This window comes from Variovorax paradoxus B4, assembly GCF_000463015.1.
In the GTDB taxonomy this organism is placed as follows: Bacteria; Pseudomonadota; Gammaproteobacteria; order Burkholderiales; family Burkholderiaceae_C; genus Variovorax; species Variovorax paradoxus_E.
This window is the reverse complement of sequence record NC_022247.1, coordinates 5,494,793-5,513,960: the sequence shown is the minus strand read 5'-3', so window position 1 is coordinate 5,513,960 and position 19,168 is coordinate 5,494,793. Positions and strand designations below refer to the sequence as shown.

At 67.1% G+C, this 19,168-nt stretch carries 18 protein-coding genes and 1 tRNA gene; 8 read left to right on the top strand and 11 right to left on the bottom strand.

Features of this window, described 5'->3' with window-relative positions:
* The first annotated feature begins 128 nt into the window (after window positions 1-128).
* The 4 genes from rpsD (at window position 129) to VAPA_RS25725 (ending at window position 2,464) form a co-directional block, all read left to right on the top strand.
* Entirely contained in the window at window positions 129-752 is a 624-nt protein-coding gene (gene rpsD, locus VAPA_RS25740; protein ID WP_013544104.1) for a 30S ribosomal protein S4, read from the top strand.
* A 139-nt stretch (window positions 753-891) separates the two neighbouring features.
* Window positions 892-1,881 carry a DNA-directed RNA polymerase subunit alpha gene (locus VAPA_RS25735; RefSeq protein ID WP_009124827.1) on the top strand — a complete coding sequence of 330 codons (990 nt, stop codon included), beginning with the start codon at window positions 892-894 and terminating at the stop codon, window positions 1,879-1,881.
* Window positions 1,882-1,970: 89 nt separating this feature from the next.
* Entirely contained in the window at window positions 1,971-2,369 is a 399-nt protein-coding gene (rplQ, locus tag VAPA_RS25730; RefSeq protein WP_015867792.1) for a 50S ribosomal protein L17, read from the top strand.
* A gap of 18 nt (window positions 2,370-2,387) precedes the next feature.
* Window positions 2,388-2,464: transfer RNA gene (locus VAPA_RS25725), tRNA-Met, on the top strand.
* A 123-nt stretch (window positions 2,465-2,587) separates the two neighbouring features.
* On the opposite strand, the gene VAPA_RS25720 is transcribed toward VAPA_RS25725, so the two are convergent.
* The 6 genes from VAPA_RS25720 to VAPA_RS25695 all read right to left on the bottom strand — a co-directional run bounded on the left by VAPA_RS25720 (window position 2,588) and on the right by VAPA_RS25695 (window position 9,564).
* Window positions 2,588-2,986 (bottom strand): RidA family protein, encoded by a 399-nt coding sequence (locus VAPA_RS25720; RefSeq protein WP_041946251.1) that lies wholly within the window; start codon window positions 2,984-2,986, stop codon window positions 2,588-2,590.
* On the bottom strand, window positions 2,983-4,608 hold the full coding sequence (locus VAPA_RS25715) for an AMP-binding protein (protein WP_021012923.1): 1,626 nt from the start codon (window positions 4,606-4,608) through the stop codon (window positions 2,983-2,985). Before VAPA_RS25715 ends, VAPA_RS25720 begins: the two co-directional genes overlap by 4 nt.
* Window positions 4,609-4,613: 5 nt before the next feature.
* Window positions 4,614-5,807, bottom strand: a complete 1,194-nt coding sequence (locus tag VAPA_RS25710) for an acyl-CoA dehydrogenase family protein (RefSeq protein WP_021012922.1) — start codon at window positions 5,805-5,807, stop codon at window positions 4,614-4,616.
* 3 nt (window positions 5,808-5,810) lie between these two features.
* Entirely contained in the window at window positions 5,811-6,665 is an 855-nt protein-coding gene (locus tag VAPA_RS25705; RefSeq protein ID WP_021012921.1) for an enoyl-CoA hydratase family protein, read from the bottom strand.
* A complete protein-coding gene (locus tag VAPA_RS25700; RefSeq protein ID WP_021012920.1) occupies window positions 6,662-7,138 on the bottom strand; it encodes a MarR family winged helix-turn-helix transcriptional regulator in 477 nt (158 codons plus the stop codon). Before VAPA_RS25700 ends, VAPA_RS25705 begins: the two co-directional genes overlap by 4 nt.
* Window positions 7,139-7,224: 86 nt before the next feature.
* On the bottom strand, window positions 7,225-9,564 hold the full coding sequence (locus VAPA_RS25695) for a bifunctional salicylyl-CoA 5-hydroxylase/oxidoreductase (RefSeq protein WP_021012919.1): 2,340 nt from the start codon (window positions 9,562-9,564) through the stop codon (window positions 7,225-7,227).
* A 156-nt stretch (window positions 9,565-9,720) separates the two neighbouring features.
* Here VAPA_RS25695 and VAPA_RS25690 point away from each other — a divergent pair, with 156 nt between their 5' ends.
* Window positions 9,721-10,989 carry an SAM-dependent methyltransferase gene (locus tag VAPA_RS25690; protein ID WP_021012918.1) on the top strand — a complete coding sequence of 423 codons (1,269 nt, stop codon included), beginning with the start codon at window positions 9,721-9,723 and terminating at the stop codon, window positions 10,987-10,989.
* A 12-nt stretch (window positions 10,990-11,001) separates the two neighbouring features.
* Window positions 11,002-11,325, top strand: coding sequence for a DUF1840 domain-containing protein (locus VAPA_RS25685; RefSeq protein WP_021012917.1), 324 nt, complete (start codon window positions 11,002-11,004; stop codon window positions 11,323-11,325).
* Window positions 11,326-11,434: 109 nt separating this feature from the next.
* Here the strand turns inward: VAPA_RS25685 and VAPA_RS25680 are convergent, their stop codons facing one another.
* Window positions 11,435-12,451, bottom strand: a complete 1,017-nt coding sequence (locus VAPA_RS25680; protein ID WP_021012916.1) for a Bug family tripartite tricarboxylate transporter substrate binding protein — start codon at window positions 12,449-12,451, stop codon at window positions 11,435-11,437.
* 63 nt (window positions 12,452-12,514) lie between these two features.
* Window positions 12,515-13,441, bottom strand: coding sequence for a LysR family transcriptional regulator (locus VAPA_RS25675; protein WP_021012915.1), 927 nt, complete (start codon window positions 13,439-13,441; stop codon window positions 12,515-12,517).
* 116 nt (window positions 13,442-13,557) lie between these two features.
* Here VAPA_RS25675 and VAPA_RS25670 point away from each other — a divergent pair, with 116 nt between their 5' ends.
* Window positions 13,558-14,319, top strand: a complete 762-nt coding sequence (locus VAPA_RS25670; RefSeq protein WP_021012914.1) for an SDR family oxidoreductase — start codon at window positions 13,558-13,560, stop codon at window positions 14,317-14,319.
* A gap of 3 nt (window positions 14,320-14,322) precedes the next feature.
* On the opposite strand, the gene VAPA_RS25665 is transcribed toward VAPA_RS25670, so the two are convergent.
* Genes VAPA_RS25665 through VAPA_RS25655 form a run of 3 tightly spaced genes read right to left on the bottom strand, consistent with a single transcriptional unit; the run spans window position 14,323 to window position 16,817 of the window.
* Window positions 14,323-14,745: a MarR family winged helix-turn-helix transcriptional regulator gene (locus VAPA_RS25665; RefSeq protein ID WP_021012913.1), complete on the bottom strand. Its 423-nt coding sequence runs from the start codon at window positions 14,743-14,745 to the stop codon at window positions 14,323-14,325.
* An 11-nt stretch (window positions 14,746-14,756) separates the two neighbouring features.
* The gene (locus tag VAPA_RS25660) at window positions 14,757-15,731 is read right to left on the bottom strand and encodes an alpha-ketoacid dehydrogenase subunit beta (protein ID WP_021012912.1); all 975 of its coding nucleotides are present in this window, start codon (window positions 15,729-15,731) and stop codon (window positions 14,757-14,759) included.
* A 60-nt stretch (window positions 15,732-15,791) separates the two neighbouring features.
* Window positions 15,792-16,817, bottom strand: a complete 1,026-nt coding sequence (locus VAPA_RS25655) for a thiamine pyrophosphate-dependent dehydrogenase E1 component subunit alpha (protein WP_021012911.1) — start codon at window positions 16,815-16,817, stop codon at window positions 15,792-15,794.
* A gap of 213 nt (window positions 16,818-17,030) precedes the next feature.
* Between VAPA_RS25655 and VAPA_RS25650 the strand changes: the two genes are divergently transcribed.
* Window positions 17,031-19,145 carry a TonB-dependent siderophore receptor gene (locus VAPA_RS25650; protein ID WP_041946618.1) on the top strand — a complete coding sequence of 705 codons (2,115 nt, stop codon included), beginning with the start codon at window positions 17,031-17,033 and terminating at the stop codon, window positions 19,143-19,145.
* The last annotated feature ends 23 nt before the right edge of the window (window positions 19,146-19,168 follow it).

Below are 19,168 nucleotides of genomic sequence, written 5' to 3'. Positions count from 1 at the left end.
GTCAGTCCGCAAGGCGCAGCCGGCTTTTGAGCGGCTGCGCATTTGTTTTTTTACTAAGCCCACCGCCATCCGCGTCTTCGCCGATGGCTCCCGCAGGCAACTGCGGCAGATGACACAAAGGAAAAATCGTGGCACGCTACCTCGGCCCCAAGGCCAAACTTTCCCGCCGTGAAGGCACCGACCTGTTCCTGAAGAGCGCCCGCCGCTCCATTCAAGACAAGGCCAAGTTCGATTCCAAGCCCGGCCAGCACGGCCGCACTTCGGGTCAGCGTACCTCCGACTACGGCCTGCAGCTGCGCGAAAAGCAGAAGGTCAAGCGCATGTACGGCGTGCTCGAGAAGCAGTTCCGCCGCTACTTCGAAGAAGCCGACCGCCGCCGTGGCAACACCGGCGCCAACCTGCTGTTCATCCTCGAATCGCGCCTGGACAACGTCGTCTACCGCATGGGCTTCGGCTCGACGCGCGCCGAAGCACGCCAGCTCGTGTCGCACAAGGCGATCACGGTGAATGGCCAATCGGTCAACATCCCGTCGTACCTGGTGAAGACCGGCGACGTGATCGCCGTTCGCGACAAGTCGAAGAAGCAGACCCGCATTGCCGAAGCGCTCCAGCTCGCCCAGCAAGTCGGTATCCCGGCCTGGGTCGAAGTGAACGCCGACAAGGCCGAAGGTACCTTCAAGAAGGTGCCCGATCGCGACGAATTCGCAGCCGACATCAACGAATCGCTGATCGTCGAACTCTATTCGCGTTGATTTTTTTGTTCCCGCGCACGTCGTGTGTGCGGGAGACAAGTTTTTGTTGTTCACGTTCCTGCCCCGTGCCTTGCTGCGGGTCAGGTGCTTCACCAGCCTTACCGGTGTAACGAGCCGGGGGTATTGAGAGGAAGTCTGCATGCAAACCACCCTGCTGAAACCCAAGACCATCCAGGTCGAGCAACTTGCCGCCAACAAGGCCAAGGTGACGCTCGAGCCTTTCGAGCGCGGCTACGGCCACACGCTCGGCAACGCGCTGCGCCGCGTTCTGCTGTCGTCGATGGTCGGTTATTCGGCCACTGAAGTCACGATCGCCGGCGTTCTGCACGAGTACTCGTCGATCGACGGCGTGCAGGAAGATGTCGTCAACATCCTGCTGAATCTCAAGGGCGTGGTGTTCAAGCTCCACAACCGCGACGAAGTCACGCTGAGCCTGCGCAAGGACGGCGAAGGCCCGGTGCTGGCATCGGACATCCAGACCCCGCACGACGTCGAGATCATCAACCCCGACCACGTGATCGCGCACCTGTCGCAAGGCGGCAAGCTCGACATGCAGATCAAGGTCGAAAAGGGTCGCGGCTACGTGCCTGGCACGATGCGTCGCTACGCCGACGAGCCGACCAAGTCGATCGGCCGCATCGTCCTGGACGCCTCGTTCTCGCCCGTCAAGCGTGTGAGCTACACGGTCGAAAGCGCCCGTGTCGAACAGCGTACCGACCTGGACAAGCTGCTGGTCGAGATCGAGACCAACGGTGCGATCACCGCCGAAGACGCCGTGCGCGCCTCGGCTAAAATCCTGGTCGAACAGCTGGCCGTGTTCGCGCAGCTCGAAGGCGGCGAACTGGCTGCATTCGATGCGCCGGCACCGCGCAGCGCACAGCAATTCGATCCGATCCTGCTGCGCCCTGTCGACGAGCTCGAACTCACCGTGCGTTCGGCCAACTGCCTGAAGGCCGAAAACATCTACTACATCGGTGACCTGATCCAGCGCACCGAGAACGAGCTGCTCAAGACCCCGAACCTGGGTCGCAAGTCGCTCAACGAAATCAAGGAAGTGCTTGCCTCGCGCGGCCTGACCTTGGGTATGAAGCTTGAAAGCTGGCCGCCGGCCGGTCTCGACAAGCGTTGATTTTTTGATGAAGAAGTGGGCCCACGAGGGCCCGTGCACCGGGCAGTACCTGATACGGCTGTCTGTTTAATAAAGTAAAGGAAAGCACCATGCGTCACGGACACGGACTCCGCAAACTCAACCGCACCAGCTCGCACCGCCTTGCGATGCTGCAGAACATGATGAATTCGCTCATCGAGCACGAAGTCATCAAGACCACGGTCCCCAAGGCCAAGGAACTGCGCCGCGTCATCGAACCGATGATCACGCTCGCCAAGAAGCCCACGGTTGCCAACAAGCGCCTGGCCTTCGACCGCCTGCGCGACCGCGACAGCGTCGTGAAGCTCTTCGGCGAACTCGGCCCGCGTTTCGCAGCGCGTCCGGGCGGCTACACCCGCATCCTGAAGATGGGTTTCCGCGTTGGCGACAATGCACCCATGGCGCTGGTCGAACTGGTCGACCGTCCTGAAATTAAAGAAGAAGCCGCCGAGCAAGGCGCTGCTGAATAAGGTATAATTCCATCTTGCCGCGCGATGGAGCAGCCTGGTAGCTCGTTGGGCTCATAACCCAAAGGTCGCAAGTTCAAATCTTGCTCGCGCAACCAATTTAAAAGGCCCTTTGAATTTCAAAGGGCCTTTTTTCTTTGGGTCGATGGATCCGCCCATGAAAATGCCCTCGCGAAGAGGGCTTTTTCATTTGTGCCGCGCAGGCGGCTTCTTTCGTACGGCTAGTCCGGAATGACCGCCGTGACCTCGATCTCGACCTTTGCGCGGTGCTCGACCAGCGCTGCCACCTGCACGCAGGTCATGGCCGGGAAGTTGCGCCCCATCGCGTCGCGATACACCGGGCCGAGCTCGCCGAGCCGGCGGCTGTACTCGTCGCGATCGGTCACATACCAGGTCATGCGCACCATGTGCTCGGGACCGGCGCCGGCTTCGCGCAGCACTTCGGCAATGTTGCGCAGCGCCAGGCCGCACTGCGCGATGAAGTCGTCCGACTCGAACTGCTGCTGCGCATTCCAGCCGATCTGGCCGCCGACGAACACCATGGTGCCGCGCGCGGCCACGCCATTCGCATAGCCCTTGGGGGGCAACCAGCCTGGGGGCTGCAAGAGTTTGTTCATCATGATGTGGTGTCGTTGAGTTGTCTCAGTTTGAATCGCTGGAGCTTGCCGGTCTCGGTGCGCGGCAGCACCGTCACGAACTCGATCTCCCGCGGGTATTTGAACGGTGCGATGGTGGCCTTCACATGGTCCTGCAGCGCCTTGACGAGCGCCGCATCGCCTTCATGGCCGGGCTTCAGCACGCAGAAGGCCTTCACGATCATGCCGCGGTCGGCATCGGGCTTGCCGATCACGCCGCACTCGGCCACGGCCGGGTGCTTGAGCAGCGCATCCTCGACCTCGGGCCCGCCGACGTTGTAGCCGGCGGTGATGATCATGTCATCGGCGCGTGCCTGGTAGAAGAAGTAGCCGTCGTCGTCCTGCACGAACGAGTCGCCGGGGTAGTTCCAGCCGTCCTTCACGTAGTCGACCTGGCGCGGATCGTCGAGGTAGCGGCAGCCCACGGGACCCTGCAGCGCCAGCTTGCCGACCTTGCCGCGCGGGACTTCGTTGCCCTGGTCGTCCACCACCTTGGCGGTGAAGCCGGGCACCACCTTGCCCACCGCGCCGCGGCGCACCTGGTCGCCAGCTGCGGAAATGTAGATGTGGAACACCTCGGTGCCGCCAATGCCGTCGAGCATCTCGATGCCGGTGGCTTCCTTCCACAGCTGCCGCGTGGCGTCGGGCAGTGCCTCGCCGGCGCTCACGCAGATGCGCAGGCTCGGCGCGCCGTGCTGCCGGACGAAAGGCGCCATCTGGCGATAGAAGGTGGGTGCCGTGTAGCAGATGGTCGCACCGACTTCGTTGATGAGCTTCACGAGACCTTCGGGCGTGAAAGGTGCATCGGCAAAGTACACCGAGGCACCGGCCCACATTGGAAACACCAGCAGCCCGCCGAGCCCGAAGGTGAAGGCCAGCGGCGGCGAACCGATCACGATGTCGTCGCTGCGCGCCTGGAGCACGTGGCGCGGCCAGGTTTCGCACATCGCGAGCACGTCGCGGTGCGTGGTGACCGGTGCCTTGGGCTTGCCCGTGGTGCCGGAGGTGAACGCGAGCAGGGCGATATCGTCCGATGCCGTGGGGCAGGCGGTGAACACGCCGCTCTTGCCCGCCGCGCGTGCCGACAGTGAATCGGGCGCATCGGGCTTGTTGAACGCAACCACGGACGCGAGCACGGGATGTTCCCGCTGCGCCAGCACGAGCTCGTCGAGCAGGCGTCCGTCGCACAGCGCCGCCACCGGGCGCGCCTTCTCGATGATTTCGCCCAGCTCCTTCGCGCGCAGCAGCGGCATGGTGGCAACGGCGATCAAACCGGCCTTCACCACTGCGAGCCACGACAAGGCCATGGCCACGGAATTGCCGCCGCGCAGCAGCACGCGGTTGCCGGGCAGGAGGCCCAGGTCTTCGGTCAGCACCTGCGCGATGCGGTTGACTTCGACGGCGGCCTGCGAATAGGTCAGCGTGCCGGCGGGTGAACGCAGCATCGGCCTGTCGCCGAAGCCCTTGGCGGGCGCCTTGTCCAGGAGCTCCTCGACGAGGTTCAGCTGGTCGGGCAGCTGCAGCTCCGGGAGGTCGTAGCGGAAGACCGGCAACTGCTCGGCGGGCGGCAGGCGGTCGTGAACGAAGCGGTCGACTTGGGCAGACACGGTGTTTATCCCCGCAAAACGGATTTGCCGATGATCAGTTGTTGAACTTCCGTCGCGCCTTCGTAGATGCGCAGCGAGCGGATGTCGCGGTAGAGGCTCTCAATCTTCGTGCCAACCTTCACGCCGAGGCCGCCGTGCATCTGCAGCGCCATGTCGATCACGCGGCTCGCGTTCTCGGTGGCGCACATCTTGGCCATGGCCGCTGCGGCGGATACGTCGCCCACCGCGGGTGCGCCGCGCCGTTCGGCATCGTCGCGCATCCATGCGGCGCGGTAGGTGAGCAATGCGGCGCTGTCGATCAGCGCGGCCATCTCGCCGAGCTTGGCCTGCGTGAGCTGGAAGTCGGCGAGCGTCTGGCCGAACATGCGCCGGCCCTTCGCATGCGCAATGGCTTCGGCGAGCGCGCGGCGCCCCATGCCGAGCGCAGCCGCGGCAACCGACGCACGGAAGATGTCGAGCGTGCGCATCGCGAGCTTGAAGCCGCCGTTGAGTTCGCCGAGCTGCGCCGTGCGCGGCACGATGCAGTTCTCGAAGCGCAGCGTGGCGAGCGGGTGCGGCGCCATCACGTCGATGTGTTCGGAAGTGTCGAGGCCGGACGCCGTCGCATCGACGATGAACGCCGTGATGCCGCGCGTGCCGCCCGCGGGATCGGTCTTGGCGAACACGCAATAGAAGTCGGCGATGCCGCCGTTGCTGATCCAGGTCTTCGTGCCGTGGAGGCGCCAGCCATCGGTGGTGGGTTCGGCGCGCATCGCCATCGCAGCCACGTCGGAGCCCGCATCGGGTTCGCTCAGCGCGAAGGCCGCGATCTTCTCGCCCTTGCCCACGGCCGCGAGGTACTGCGATTGCTGCTCGGGGGTGCCCGCCAGCGTGATCGCGCCGCTGCCCAGCCCCTGCATCGCGAACGCGAAGTCGGCCAGCGGCGAGTGATAGCCGAGCGTCTCTCGCAGCAGCACCAGCGCGCGCGAATCGAGGCGCTCCAGCGCGCCGCCTGCGCTGCCGGGCACGGCATAGCGCAGCCAGCCGCCGTCGCCGAGGCGGCGCACCCATTCGCGGCAGGCCGCGCGGTCGTCGCGTTCATCGACCTCCTGCGCGGCGCACCAGGGCAGCAGGTCGCTCGCGAGCGTGCGATGCGCTTCATCGAAGAACGGCAGCGCGAGGTGCGTTGTCGAAGGCGGTGCGGGAACCTTGGTCATCATGGCTCAATCCCCGCCGAACACGGGTTTGCGCTTGGCCGCAAACGCTTCGTAGGCGCGCTTGAAGTCCTCGGTCTGCATGCAGATCGCCTGCGCCTGCGCTTCGGCCTCGATGGCCTGGTCGATGGTCATCGACCATTCCTGCGACAGCATGGTCTTGGTCATGCCGTGCGCGAAGCTCGGGCCCTCGGCCAGTTCGCGCGCCACCTTGGTGGCGGCCTCGAGCAATGCGTCGCTTTCGTGCAGCGCATTGAAGAAGCCCCAGGCCTGGCCCTCCTGCGCCGTCATCGCGCGGCCGGTGAACAGCAGCTCGGAAGCGCGGCCCTGGCCGATCACTCGCGGCAGCAATGCGCAGGCGCCCATGTCGGCGCCGGCGAGGCCCACGCGCGTGAACAGGAAGGCGGTGCGCGTGGCGGGCGAGCCGTAGCGCAGATCGCAGGCCAGCGCGATCATCGCGCCGGCACCGGCGCACACGCCGTCGATGGCGCCGACGATCGGTTGCGGGCAATGGCGGATGGCCTTCACCAGGTCGCCGGTCATGCGCGTGAACTCGAGCAACTCCGGCATGCGCATGCCGGTGAGCGGGCCGATGATCTCGTGCACGTCGCCACCCGAGCAGAAGTTGCCGCCCGCGCCGGTCACGACGATCACCTTCACGTCGGTCGCGTAGGCCAGCGCGCGGAACAGGTCGCGCAGCTCGGCATACGAATCGAACGTGAGCGGGTTCTTTCGCTCGGGCCGGTTCAGCGTGATGGTGCCGACGCCCGCTTCGTAGTGCCATGCGAAGTGCTTCGCCACGTAAGGCGCCCTGGCCTCGAATTGCGCGTGCATGGGATTGCCCGCGCCGATGTAGTGCTTCATTCGGCCTCCGCCATCTGGCTGTGTGAGTGTTGCTTGACCTTGCCGAGCAGCTTGTGGAGCTGCGCGATCTCCTTGGCGCTGAGGCCCGCGAAGGCATCGACGATCCAGTCTTCGTGCTGCTGGGCCATCTCGTTGAAGAGCTTGCGGCCGCGCGCGGTGAGCCGCACGCGCCAGGCGCGGCGATCGCCCTCGACGTTGATGCGCTCCACCAGCCCTTCGGCCACGAGCTGGTCGGTGATGCCGGTCACGTTGCCGCCCGTCACCATCATGCGGCGCGAGAGCTCGTTCATCTTCAAGCCATCGGGCGAACGCTCGAGCTGCGACATCAGGTCGAAGCGCGGCAGCGTGGTGGCGAACTGCGAGCGCAGTTCGTTGCGCACCTGCTTCTCGATCAGCTGGGTGCAGGTGAGCAGCCGCAGCCAGAGGCGCAGGGCCTCGGGGTGCTCGCTGTGGGCGCGTGCTTCGAGGTCCATGTCAGTGGCGCCCGGCCGCCCGAAGGCACTGACGCGCCCCCTCGGGGGGCAGCGATACGCGAAGCGATGAGCGTGGGGGGTTCATTTCAGTGCGTCTCCTCGCTATTCTGGGTGGCAAGCGCGGTGGCCGCCATCTGCTGCTGCTTGGCGATCTCGCGGTAGAGCTGGTCGCGCCCGCTCAGGTATTGCTTGGGCCAGTCGACGTCGCGGCTTTGCAGCTTGGCGGCCTCGTGCAAGGTCCACGCGGGGTCCGCGAGATGCGGGCGGGCGATGGCGCAGAGGTCGGCGCGGCCCGCGGCGATGATGCTGTTGGCCTGGTCCGCGTCGGTGATGGCGCCGACCGCGATGGTCGAGATGCCGACCTCGTTGCGGATGCGGTCCGAGAACGGCGTCTGGTACATGCGGCCATACACCGGCTTGGCGGCGCGCGTGGTCTGGCCGGAAGACACGTCGATGAAATCGGCGCCGGCTTCCTTGAAGAGGCGCGCCACCACGACCGCGTCGGCGTCGGTGTTGCCGCCGGGCGCCCAGTCGTGCGCCGAGATGCGCACGCTCATCGGCTTGTCTTGCGGCCACACGGCGCGCATGGCGCGGAACACCTCGAGCGGGTAGCGGCAGCGCGCTTCGATGTCGCCGCCGTATTCGTCGGTGCGCAGGTTGGTCAGCGGGCTGATGAAGGCCGACAGCAGGTAGCCGTGCGCGCAGTGCAGCTCGAGCCAGTCGAAGCCGCATTCGGCGGCCCGACGGGTGGAATCGACGAACTGGTCGCGCAGCGTGTCCATCTCGGCGCGCGTGATCGCGGCGGGCAGCTGGTTCTGTTCGCCGTAGGGCAGTGCGCTGGCGCCGAGCACCGGCCAGTTGCCGTCCTCGAGCGGCTCGTCGGTGCCTTCCCAGCCCACGCGCGTCGAACCCTTGGGGCCGCTGTGGCCGAGCTGCATGGCGATCTTCGCGCTCGACTGCGTGTGGACGAAGTCGACGATGCGCTTGAACGCCGCTTGCTGCGTGTCGTTGTAGAGGCCGGTGCAGGCCGGCGTGATGCGGCCTTCGGGCGTCGGGCTCGTCATCTCGACGAACACCATCGCGGCGCCGCCGAGCGCACGTGCGCCCAGGTGCACCAGCAGGAAGTCCTGCGGAACGCCATCGACCGCGCTGTAGGTGGCCATCGGCGACACCAGGATGCGGTTCTTCAGCGTGAGCCCGCGCACCCTGTACGGCATCAGCATCGGCGCCACGGCCTTGCCGCCGGCCAGCCACTGCTCGTAGCCGCCCAGCCATTGCGTGTCGCGCACGCGCAGGTTCTCGTGGCTGATGCGCTGCGAGCGCGTGAGCAGCGAATACGCGAACTGCTCGATCTGCATGCCGGTGTAGCGCGGCACGTTCTCGAACCATTCGGTGGAATTGCGCGCGGCGTTCTGTATCTTGAGCACCTCGACGCTGCGGCGCGCCTCGTAGCCCTCGAGCACATGGTCCACGGTGCCGCCGCGCTCGAACTCGTTCGCGAGGTCGATCGCATCCTCCAGCGCGAGCTTGGTGCCCGAGCCGATCGAGAAGTGCGCCGTGTGCGCCGCGTCGCCCATCAGCACCACGGGGACCGAGCGCCCCTCGACGTCGATGCGGTGCGTCCAGTGCTCGCACACCACGCGCGGAAAGCGGATCCAGTTGGCCGAGCCGCGCAGGTGCGTGGCGTTGCTGATCAGCGCGTGGCCGCCCAGGTACCTGGCGAACAGCTTCTCGCAGAAGGCGATGGCTTCGGGCTGCTCCATCTGGTCGAGGCCGTGGGCCTTCCACACCGCTTCGGGCGTCTCGACGATGAAGGTCGAGGTCTTGTCGTCGAACTGGTAGGCATGGGCCTGGAACCAGCCATGCTCGGTCTGTTCGAAGGCGAAGGTGAAGGCGTCGAAGGTCTGGTGCGTGCCGAGCCACACGAAGCGGCAGTTGCGCAGGTCGATGTCGGGCTTGAACACGTCGGCATAGCGCTGGCGGATGCGGCTGTTGAGGCCGTCGCTCGCAATCACCAGGTCGGCGTTGTACTGGGCGGCGATCGCCTGGTCATCGGTGGCGTCGGTTTCGAAGACCAGATTCACGCCGAGCGCGAGGCAGCGCTCCTGCAGGATGTTCAAGAGCCGCTTTCGGCCGATGCCGCAGAAGCCGTGGCCGCCCGAGCGCACCTGCCGGCCCTTGAAGAACACCTGGATGTCGTCCCAGTGGTGGAACTCATGGCCGATCAGCGCCGCGGTTTCCGCATCGGCCGCGGCCAGGTTGGCGAGCGTCTGGTCGCTGAGCACCACGCCCCAGCCGAAGGTGTCGAAGGGGCGGTTGCGCTCCACCACGGTGATGTCGAGCGCGGGGTTGCGCGCCTTCATCAGCAGCGCGAAGTAGAGGCCCGCGGGACCGCCGCCGATGCACAGGATGCGTTGAAGGTCCATGGCGGGTGTGGCGGAAAGGCCGGCGGTGAGGCTGTTCATGATTGAATAGTTTAAGCATAAACATTTTGCTGTCAACGGGGTTGCTACCACAGCCCCCAGCCCTCCTGTTGCGCGGCGTCATGCAAAAAACTGAAAAAATCAATACCATGGCTCACCATGCAAAGCTTGATACCCAAGATCGAGTCGCAGCTTGCGTCGCTGCCCGTGCCCATCGCGCTGGAACTGCCTGATGGTCGGAGAGTTGCCAAGCCGGGGTCGCGCGTCACCCTGGCGTTCAGCGAGTGGTCGGCGCTGGCCAAGCTGGCGGCGCACCAGGTGGGGGCCATTGGCGAGGCCTACGTGGAGGGCCGGGTCCAGATCGAAGGCGCGATGCGCGACCTGGTCGATGCAACGGTCGGCATGCTGCCCGGCAACCCGGCAGAGACCAACACCACGTGGTGGACCCGCCTGCTGCGGCTGGCCAAGTCCCACAGCGCGCATTCGCTGAACAAGGATGCGGAGCAGATCCAGTTCCATTACGATGTTTCCGACGATTTCTACGCGCTGTGGCTCGACCCGCGGCGGGTGTATTCGTGCGCCTATTTCCGCACCCCCGAGCTGACGCTGGCGCAGGCCCAGGAGGCCAAGCTGGACCACATCTGCCGCAAGCTGATGCTGCAGCCGGGCGAGCGTTTTCTCGACATCGGCTCCGGCTGGGGTGGGCTGCTGCTGTGGGCGGCGGAGCATTACGGCGTCGACGCCACCGGCATCACCCTGTCGAAGAACCAGCATGCGCACGTGCAGCGGCTGATCGAGGAAAAGGGCCTGCAGGGCCGTGTGAGGGTGGAGCTGCGCGACTACCGCGAGCTTTCCGCCGACGCGCCCTTCGACAAGATCTCATCGGTCGGCATGTTCGAGCACGTGGGCGCGGCCAACATGCCCACCTACTTTCGCAAGATCCATTCGCTGCTGAAGCCCGGCGGCCTGGTGCTGAACCACGGCATCACCTCGGGCCAGCTCGACTACCGGCAGCTGGGCGCGGGCATGGGCGATTTCATCGAGAAGTACATCTTTCCGGGCGGCGAACTGCTGCACGTCACGCACGTGTTGCGCGAAACGGCCGCGTCGGGCCTGGAGATGGTCGACACCGAGAGCCTGCGCCCGCACTACGCGCGCACGCTGTGGGCCTGGTCCGACGCGCTCGAGGCGCAGCTCGACACGGCCCGCGAGGTGCTCGCGCATGCGGGCGGGCGGCAGGGCGAGAATGCCGAGCGCATTCTGCGGGCCTACCGCCTCTATCTGGCGGGCTCGGCCATGAGCTTCGAACAAGGCTGGATCTCACTGCACCAGATGCTTGCCACCAGGCCCGACGGCAGGGTCGAACATGGTGTTTTGCGCGGTTCGCAATCGGTGTACCCTTTTGCCCGTGACTACATCTACAAGTGAGTGAGAACAATCATGCTGTACCGATTCCAGTCCCGCGCTTCCCCTGACTTCGTGATGCTCGAGGTGCATGTACGCCAGCTGTTTGACATCGTCGGCAAGGCGCCCGCGCCCAAGGGCATCATTACCCTCGAGCAGATTCCCGCCGCCATCGCCGCGCTCGAATCCGCACTGGCACGCGAGGCCAGCAATCCGCACAACTACGACGACTATGCGGTCGAAGGCCACGCCAACGAGGCCGAGAAGCAGCACGTGGGCCTGCACCAGCGCGCAGCCCCGCTGCTCCACATGCTCAGGGATTCCCTGGCCGATAAAAAAGACGTGACCTGGAAGACCTGAGCGTCTGTCTTCTCATTTCAAGAAGCGCCGTGGAACCGGCTTCGCCGGGCCGCAGGCGCTGCCCCCTGCAAGGGGGGAGAAGCGACACGAAGTGCGCGAAGCCTGGGGGTTAGTCCACTTTTGCGCCGGAGTCCTTCACCACCTTCGCCCACTTCACGTGCTCGCTGGCAATCAGCTTGGTGAAGTCGGCCGGTGAATTGCCGCTCGGAATGGCGCCCTGGGCGAGCATCTTTTCCTTGATGGCGGGCGTGCCGAGCGACTTGGCCACTTCCTGCTGGATCCGGTTCACGATCTCGGGCGAAGTGCCGGCCGGCGCCAGCAGGCCGAACCACGAACTCGCCTCGAAGCCCTTGAGCGCCGGGCCGCCTGCTTCCTCGACCGTCGGAATGTCGGGCAGCGCGGGCGAACGCTTTGCGCTGGTCACGGCCAGGGCCGTGAGCTTGCCGCCCTTGATCTGCGCCATCGAGGAGGGCAGGTTGTCGAACATCACGTCGGCGTTGCCGCCCACCATGTCCAGCAGCGCCGGGCCCGAGCCCTTGTACGGGATGTGGGCCATGAAGGTGCCGGTCATGCTCTTGAAGAGTTCGCCCGCCAGGTGGATCGAGGTGCCGCTGCCGCTCGAGGCCATGTTGAGCTTGCCCGGGTTGGCCTTGGCGTACTTGATGAAGTCCTGCACGTTGTGGATGTTCAGCGCCTTGGCCTTGTCGGCGTTCATCTCCATGACGTTCGGAACGGCCGCCACCAGCGTGATCGGCACGAAATCCTTGATCGGATCGAACGGCAGCTTGGGATAGAGCGCGCGGTTGATGCCGTGCGTGCCGACCGTGCCCATCAAGAGCGTATAGCCGTCGTTCGGCGCGCGCGCCACGATCTCGGCGCCCACGTTGCCGCCCGCGCCCGCACGGTTGTCGACGATGAACTGCTGCCCGAACGCCTTCGACAGCTCGGGCGCGATGGCGCGCGCCAGGATGTCGGTGGTGCCGCCGGCCGCGAAGGGCACGACGATGCGCACCGGCTTGTTCGGCCAGGTGTTCTGGGCCCAGGAAGGGGTGGACGCGAGGGCGATGGCTGCGGCGGAAGCGGCAAGCGCAGCGCGGCGGTTCGTCTTGAAATTTGAAGAAGTCATGCGGGCGTTTGTACAGGGGAACCACCGCGCGCGTGGCGGGTAAAAACCCCGTGGGAACGCCGGTTATGCCACCTGCATCCGCTGCGCGAAGCGTTCGCTGCGAAAACGCTCCAGCACGAAGTCGATGAACACGCGCGTCTTCGCGGGCAGCAGCTTCTTGCTCGGGTAGTAGAGCCAGACCGCGCCCGCGTCGAAATGCCACTCGGGCAGCAGGCGCACCAGCTCGCCGCTGCAGAGGCCGCGTTCGACGAAGGGCATCGGCAGCATGGCGACGCCGAGGCCCATCAGCGCGGCATGCGCGATCGCTTCGGGGTCGTTGAAGATCGCGCGCGGCCGCGGCAGCTCCACCGTGGTTTGGTCGCCGCTCGCGTGCTGCAGCGTCCAGCTGCGAAGCCGGCCGGTGGGCGAGGAGCGACGCAGCAGCGCGTCGAGCTGCGCCAGTTCCGCAGGCTGCGCCGGCAGTGCGCGCCCTGCCAGATAGCTGGGCGCGGCCACCGCCACCACATGGATGCGCGCCAGTTCGCGCGCCACCACGCCGGGCGACAGCTCGATGCCGCCGCCGATGGCCGCGTCGAAGCCTTCGCCCACCAGGTCCACCTGCTGGTTGTCGAAGTGCCAGTCGGGGAGGATGGACGGATAGCGGGCCAGAAAGTCGCCCATCATCGGCAGCACATGCTCGCGGCCGAAGGCCTGGCCCATGCTCACCTTGAGCGTGCCGGCGGGCTGGCCGTCGTCCTTGGAGAGGCCGGCCACCGCGTCCTGCAGCGTGGCGAGCGCCCCGCCGATCTGGCCCAGGAAACGCTCGCCGCCCTCCGTCAGCGTCAGGCGGCGGGTGCTGCGCTGGAACAGCCGCACGCCCAGGCGGGTTTCGAGCCGCGCGACGTTCTTGCTGACCGCGGCCGGCGTGAGTCCGAGCCGGCGGGCGGCGGCCGAGAAGCTGCCGCTTTCGGCGCTCTGCACGAAGGACTGGAGGTGATTGAGCGGTTCCATGGGCCTATTTTCAACCAAGAGTTGAATCTGATTGGACCGATTGATGGCTACCGGAACAGTAATGAAATCCCGACACTGAAGGTCTTCCACCTCACAACACACAGGAAACCATCACCATGGCTCTCAGCAAATCCATTTCCCCCGTGCTCGCGGGCAAGGTCGCTTTCGTCACCGGCGGTTCGCGCGGCATCGGTGCCGCCATCGTGCGCCGCCTGGCCGAGGACGGCGCCGCCGTTGCCTTCAGCTATGCCAGCTCGAGCGCCCCGGCCGACGAGCTCGTGCGCAGCCTCGAGGCCGAAGGCGGCCGCGCGCTGGCGCTGAAGATCGACAGCGCCGATGCCGCAGCGCTCACCGCCGGCATCGACGAGGCCGCGCGCAAGCTCGGCCGCATCGACGTGCTGGTCAACAACGCCGGCGTCTTCCTGCCTGGCACCATCGACGATTTCTCGCTCGAGGATTTCGACCGCACGCTGGACATCAACGTGCGCGCCGTGTTCGTTGCGGCCAAGGCTGCCGTGCGCCACATGGGCGAAGGCGGCCGCATCATCAATATCGGCAGCACCAACGCCGAGCGCATGCCCTGGCCCGGCGGCAGCGCCTATGCGATGAGCAAGTCGGCGCTCAAGGGACTGGTGCAGGGCCTGTCGCGCGACCTCGGCCCGCGCGGCATCACGGTCAACAACGTGCAGCCCGGCCCGGTCAACACCGACATGAACCCGGTCGATGGCCCGAACGCCGCCGCGATGCACGGCTTGATGGCGCTGGCCCGCCATGCGCGCCCCGAGGAAATCGCCGGCATGGTGGCGTACCTCGCAAGCCCCGAGGCCGCCTTTGTGACGGGCGCCAGCCTCAACATCGACGGCGGCTTTGCGGCCTGATGGCTATCCGGCGCGCTGGACGGCGGCAATGAGCTTGTCCAGGGTCGCATCGAGGCGGGCGAGCTCGTCGGCCTCGATGCCCTCGAACAGCACGGCCTCGCGCTGCCGGCCCAGCACCCCGACGGTTTCGTGCAGCGCCTTGCCCGCCGCCGTGAGGTAAAGCCGGCTGCGGCGCCGGTCGGTGGGGTCGCCCAGGGGCTGCACGCGCTTGTGGCGCTTCAGGCCGGCCAGGGCGCGGCTCACCGCCATCTTGTCGAGCCCGGTGAGATCGGCGATCTGCGTGGCATTGAGCCCCGGCTGCGCGCCGAGCACCGCCATGGCACGCCATTCGTTGAGCGTGAGGTGGTGTTCGCGGCCCACCCTTTCGTGAAAGGGCCGCGCCGTGAGGTTGACCACCCGCACCAGCTTGAAGAACAGCGGGTCCATGGCGCGGCGGCTCAGCCCAGCAGTTTTCTCGCCGCGGCCGCGATGGCTTCGGGGCCGACGCGCGATTGCGCCTCCAGCACCGACGCATAGCCGACCGGAATGCGCGGCGCGCCGAGCCGCGCCACACGGCAGCCCGTGGCCTCCGCGGCGCTGGCGGCAATCTCCGCGCCGAAGCCCGCCACCTGCACCGCCTCGTGCACCACCAGCAGCCGCCGGGTGCGCGCGCACGACGCGAGCACCGTCTCGCGGTCCCAGGGCCAGAGCGTGCGCAGGTCGATCAGGTCGACCGCCATGCCTTCGGCCGCCAGCGCGTCGCAGGCCGCGGCACAGGCCTGCATCTGCCGGCTCCAGCTCACGAGCGTGAGCGCGTTGCCTTCGCGCACGCGCCGCGCCTTGCCGAGCGGCACGGCAATGTCTTCGTTCACCTCGCCGCGCAGGCCCCACAGCGTCTTGTGCTCGATGTAGACCACCGGGTCGCCGCACTGCAGCGCAGCGCGCAAGAGGCCGTAGTTGTCCTGCGGTGTCGACGGGCTCACCACCACCACGCCCGGCAGGTGCGCGAACCAGGCCTCGAGCGACTGCGAATGCTGCGCGGCCGAGGCGTCCCAGATGCCGCCGGGCATGCGCGCCACCAGCGGCACGCGGCCCTGGCCGCCGAACATGAAGCGGTTCTTGGCGGCCTGGTTCACCAGCTCGTCCATGCCGCAGAGCGCGAAGTCGACCACCCGCATCTCCACCACGGGCCTGAGGCCCGCGAGCGCCATGCCCACGCCGGCGCCCATGATCGCGGCCTCGCTGATCGGCGTGTCGATCACGCGCTCGGCGCCGAAGGCCTGCTGCAGGCCCTTGTACTGGCCGAAGATGCCGCCGCGGCCCACGTCCTCGCCGAGCACCACCACGCGCGGGTCGGCCTGCATCTCGCGCTGGATTGCGAGCACGGCGGCTTCGGAATAGCTCAGGTCGAGCCCGCCGCCGGGCCGCCCCAAGGCGGGCTGCGCCCCTCGGGGGCAGCGAGGACACGCCAGTGCCGAGCGTGGGGGCCTTGTTCATGTCCATTGGCCTGCCCCGGTGGTTTGCACGTCGGTGAAGGCAGCACCGGGCTCGGGCCAGGGCGCCGCCTCGGCGATGGCCAGCGCGGAATCGACCTCGTCGCGCGCGGCATTCTCGATGGCATCCAGCGTCGCGGCGGCCACGCCCATGTCCAGCAGGTGCCCACGCGCCCGCGCGATCGGATCGGTTTCGAGCGCGGCGGCCAGTTCGGCCGGATCGCGGTAGGCCGCGAGGTCGACCGACACATGCCCCTTCACGCGATAGGTCAGCGCATGCAGCAGCCGCGGCCCGCCGCCGCCGCGCACTTCGGCGACCAGCCGCGCGGCGGTTTCGTGCACCGCGAACACGTCGTTGCCGTCGACCTGCGTGGCCGCGATGTCCATCGACGCGGCGCGTGCCGACGCGCCGTCGCCCGCCGTCATCGGCCCGCTCGCGGTGGTGGCGCTCCAGCGGTTGTCCTCGCAGACGAAGAGCACCGGCAGCGCGTACACGCGCGCCCAGTTCAGCGCTTCGAGGAAAGGGCCGCGATTGATCGCGCCGTCACCGAAGAAGCAGACCGTGATGTCGTCACTTTTCCTCAGCAGCTTCTGCGCATGCGCCGCGCCCACCGCAATCGGCAGCCCCGCGGCCACCACGCCGTTCGCGCCCAGCATGCCGACCGAGAAGTCCGCGATGTGCATCGAGCCGCCCTTGCCGCCGTTGAAGCCGGTGGCCTTGCCGAACAGCTCGCACATCATGCGGGCGAGGTCGGCGCCCTTGGCCAGCGTGTGGCCGTGGCCGCGGTGCGTGGAGGTGAGGTAGTCGCTCGTGCGCAGATGCGCGCAGACGCCCGCGGGCACCGCCTCCTGGCCGGTCGAAAGGTGCAGCGGCCCGCGCACCTTGGCGGCGCCGGCGGCTTGCTGGCCATAGGCGCTCACGCCGCCCTGGCTGGCGGTTTCGGCGGCGTTTTCGAAGGCGCGGATGCGCACCATGGTGCGGTACAGCGCCGTGCCGCTGCTGCGGCCTGAATTGCTCGGATCCATCTTGTCTCCAGCGCCGTTGACATGGGCGTTCCGGCAAAAATCGTATCAAGCGTGACGACATGGCGTCACAGTGCTTACCCCTTGCGGTCCCTGGACGAGGGCGGTCTGAGAATGATTCTCAAGTGCATCAGTAGAATAGCGCCCCCGTTCGCACGATTCTTTCTCCGGGTGCTGCTCGCGTCGAGCGATGCAGCGCCCGCCCTGCCTTTCTCCATGCACAAGTTTTTACTGGCAACGCCTCTCGCGCTCGCGGTGACTCTTTCTCACGCGCAAGCCACCGATCCCGCCGCCGATGCGCGCGGGCAGCTCGGCACCGTCACGGTGGAATCCAGTTCGACCACCGGGTTCGTCGCCAATACCGTGGAGGCCGGCACGTTCCGCGGCGCCAACATCATGGACGTGCCCGCCACGGTCAACACCGTCACGCGCGACGTGCTGGAGCTGCAGGGCGCGGCCAGCATCTACGAGGCGCTGCGCAACACGGCCGGCGTGACGCGCCAGCAGAACGGCGGCGACACCTTCGACCAGCTCGTGATCCGCGGCATCGCGGTGGAGAACCGGACGAACTACCGGCTCAACGGCTCGCTCGCGATTCCCAACATCTCCGAGATTCCCATGGAGAACAAGGAGCGCGTCGAGGTGCTGAAGGGCGCATCGGCGCTCTACTACGGCTTCACCACGCCGGCGGGCATCGTCAACCTTGTGACCAAGCGCGCCGGCAGCGCGCCCGTGAGCACGGTGGGCCTCACGTTCGACGACCGCGGCTCGGCGCAGGCGCTGGTCGACCTCGGACGGCAGTTCGGCGACCAGACGCAGTACGGGCTGCGCATCAACGCGGCCGGCGGGCGCATCGGCTCCAACATCGACGACGTGGACGGCCACCGCAGGTTCGTGTCGGCCGCGTTCGACTGGCGCGTCAACAGCCGGCTCACGCTGAAGGCCGACATCGAGAACTACCGCAAGCGCATCACCGAGCAGGCCGGCATCACCCGGCTGGCGGCCGTCAACGGCGTGATCGCCCTGCCCGCCGTGCCCAACCCCGACAAGCTGCTCGGGCCGCCGTGGGCCGTGTTCGACGCCGAGGTCACCAACACGCAATTGCGCGCCGACTATTCGCTCGGCGACAACTGGGCGCTGACCGTGGAAGCCGGCCACTCCGAGGCCGAGCGCGACCGCCGGCTTGCAAGCTTCGGCAACTACAACGTACTGACCGGTGCCGGCCGCATCACCGGCAACGACCAGAGCCTGAAGCAGAGTTCGGACCTGCTGCGCACCGAACTGTTCGGCAGCTTCTCGACCGGCAGCGTGCAGCACGAACTCACGCTCGGCGCCGCGCGCAGCAAGAAGACGCAGGACCCGATCTTCCAGCGCAACTACGGCGGCGCAAGCACGGTGCAGAACCTGTACAACCCGGTTTCCATCGGCTATTTGCCGCTGACGGCGCGGCCGACCCGGCCCACCACCGGCGCCCAGGAGAGCGAGGAGCTCGGGCTCTATGCGCTCGACCGCATCACCTTCTCGCCGCAGTGGCAGCTGGTGGCCGGCCTGCGCCGCACCCATTACGAGAGCACGCAGGGCGCCAGCGCCACGATCCCGTCGATCGCCTACGACGTGCGCAAGACCACGCCGCTCGCTGCGCTGAGCTACAAGTTCACGCCCGCGCTGGTGGCATACGTCTCCTATGCGCAAGGTGTCGAGGAAGGCGAGATCGCACCCGCCGGCACCGCCAACCAGAACGCCCACATGCCGCCCGGCGTGAGCAAGCAGAAGGAAATCGGCCTGCGCTGGCTCACCGATGGCGGCATGCTGCTGTCGGGCGCGCTGTTCGACATCGAGCGCCCCGGCGCCTACACCAACAGCGCCAACACCTTCGTGGCCGATGGGCGCCAACGCTACCGCGGGCTCGAAGTCTCGGCACAGGGCCGCCTGACGCGCGAGCTCGCCTGGCAACTGTCGGCCCAGTCGCTCGACGCCGAGTTCCGCGGCATCAACGCGCAATACAACGGGAAGATGCCCGAGAACACCGCCAGGCAAACGGCCAGCGCCTTCCTCTCGTACGACATTGCCGCAGTGCCGGGCCTCTCGGTCAACGCGGGCGCCTATTACACGGGGCGTCGACCGGTGGACGACCTGAACCAGGCCTTCATCGGCGGCAACACCATCTTCGGCCTGGGCGCGCGCTACGTGACGCAGCTGTTCGGCAAGCGCACGCTGTGGCAGGTCAACGTCGACAACGTGGCCGACAAGCGCTACTGGGCGGCGGCCGGCACGCGGCTGGCCGTGGGCGCGCCGCGCAGCATCAAGGCCACGCTCAAGGTCGACCTTTGAACGAATCCGCAACAAGACGGCAG

What these genes read in the sequence shown, in the direction of transcription:
- VAPA_RS25735 (WP_009124827.1), top strand. Translation starts at nt 892, where the DNA reads ATGCAAACCACCCTGCTGAAACCCAAGACCATCCAGGTCGAGCAACTT.
- rplQ (WP_015867792.1), top strand. Translation starts at nt 1,971, where the DNA reads ATGCGTCACGGACACGGACTCCGCAAACTCAACCGCACCAGCTCGCAC.
- VAPA_RS25720 (WP_041946251.1), bottom strand. Translation starts at nt 2,986, where the DNA reads ATGATGAACAAACTCTTGCAGCCCCCAGGCTGGTTGCCCCCCAAGGGC.
- VAPA_RS25710 (WP_021012922.1), bottom strand. Translation starts at nt 5,807, where the DNA reads ATGATGACCAAGGTTCCCGCACCGCCTTCGACAACGCACCTCGCGCTG.
- VAPA_RS25705 (WP_021012921.1), bottom strand. Translation starts at nt 6,665, where the DNA reads ATGAAGCACTACATCGGCGCGGGCAATCCCATGCACGCGCAATTCGAG.
- VAPA_RS25700 (WP_021012920.1), bottom strand. Translation starts at nt 7,138, where the DNA reads ATGGACCTCGAAGCACGCGCCCACAGCGAGCACCCCGAGGCCCTGCGC.
- VAPA_RS25695 (WP_021012919.1), bottom strand. Translation starts at nt 9,564, where the DNA reads ATGGACCTTCAACGCATCCTGTGCATCGGCGGCGGTCCCGCGGGCCTC.
- VAPA_RS25690 (WP_021012918.1), top strand. Translation starts at nt 9,721, where the DNA reads ATGCAAAGCTTGATACCCAAGATCGAGTCGCAGCTTGCGTCGCTGCCC.
- VAPA_RS25685 (WP_021012917.1), top strand. Translation starts at nt 11,002, where the DNA reads ATGCTGTACCGATTCCAGTCCCGCGCTTCCCCTGACTTCGTGATGCTC.
- VAPA_RS25680 (WP_021012916.1), bottom strand. Translation starts at nt 12,451, where the DNA reads ATGACTTCTTCAAATTTCAAGACGAACCGCCGCGCTGCGCTTGCCGCT.
- VAPA_RS25675 (WP_021012915.1), bottom strand. Translation starts at nt 13,441, where the DNA reads ATGGAACCGCTCAATCACCTCCAGTCCTTCGTGCAGAGCGCCGAAAGC.
- VAPA_RS25670 (WP_021012914.1), top strand. Translation starts at nt 13,558, where the DNA reads ATGGCTCTCAGCAAATCCATTTCCCCCGTGCTCGCGGGCAAGGTCGCT.
- VAPA_RS25665 (WP_021012913.1), bottom strand. Translation starts at nt 14,745, where the DNA reads ATGGACCCGCTGTTCTTCAAGCTGGTGCGGGTGGTCAACCTCACGGCG.
- VAPA_RS25655 (WP_021012911.1), bottom strand. Translation starts at nt 16,817, where the DNA reads ATGGATCCGAGCAATTCAGGCCGCAGCAGCGGCACGGCGCTGTACCGC.
- VAPA_RS25650 (WP_041946618.1), top strand. Translation starts at nt 17,031, where the DNA reads ATGCACAAGTTTTTACTGGCAACGCCTCTCGCGCTCGCGGTGACTCTT.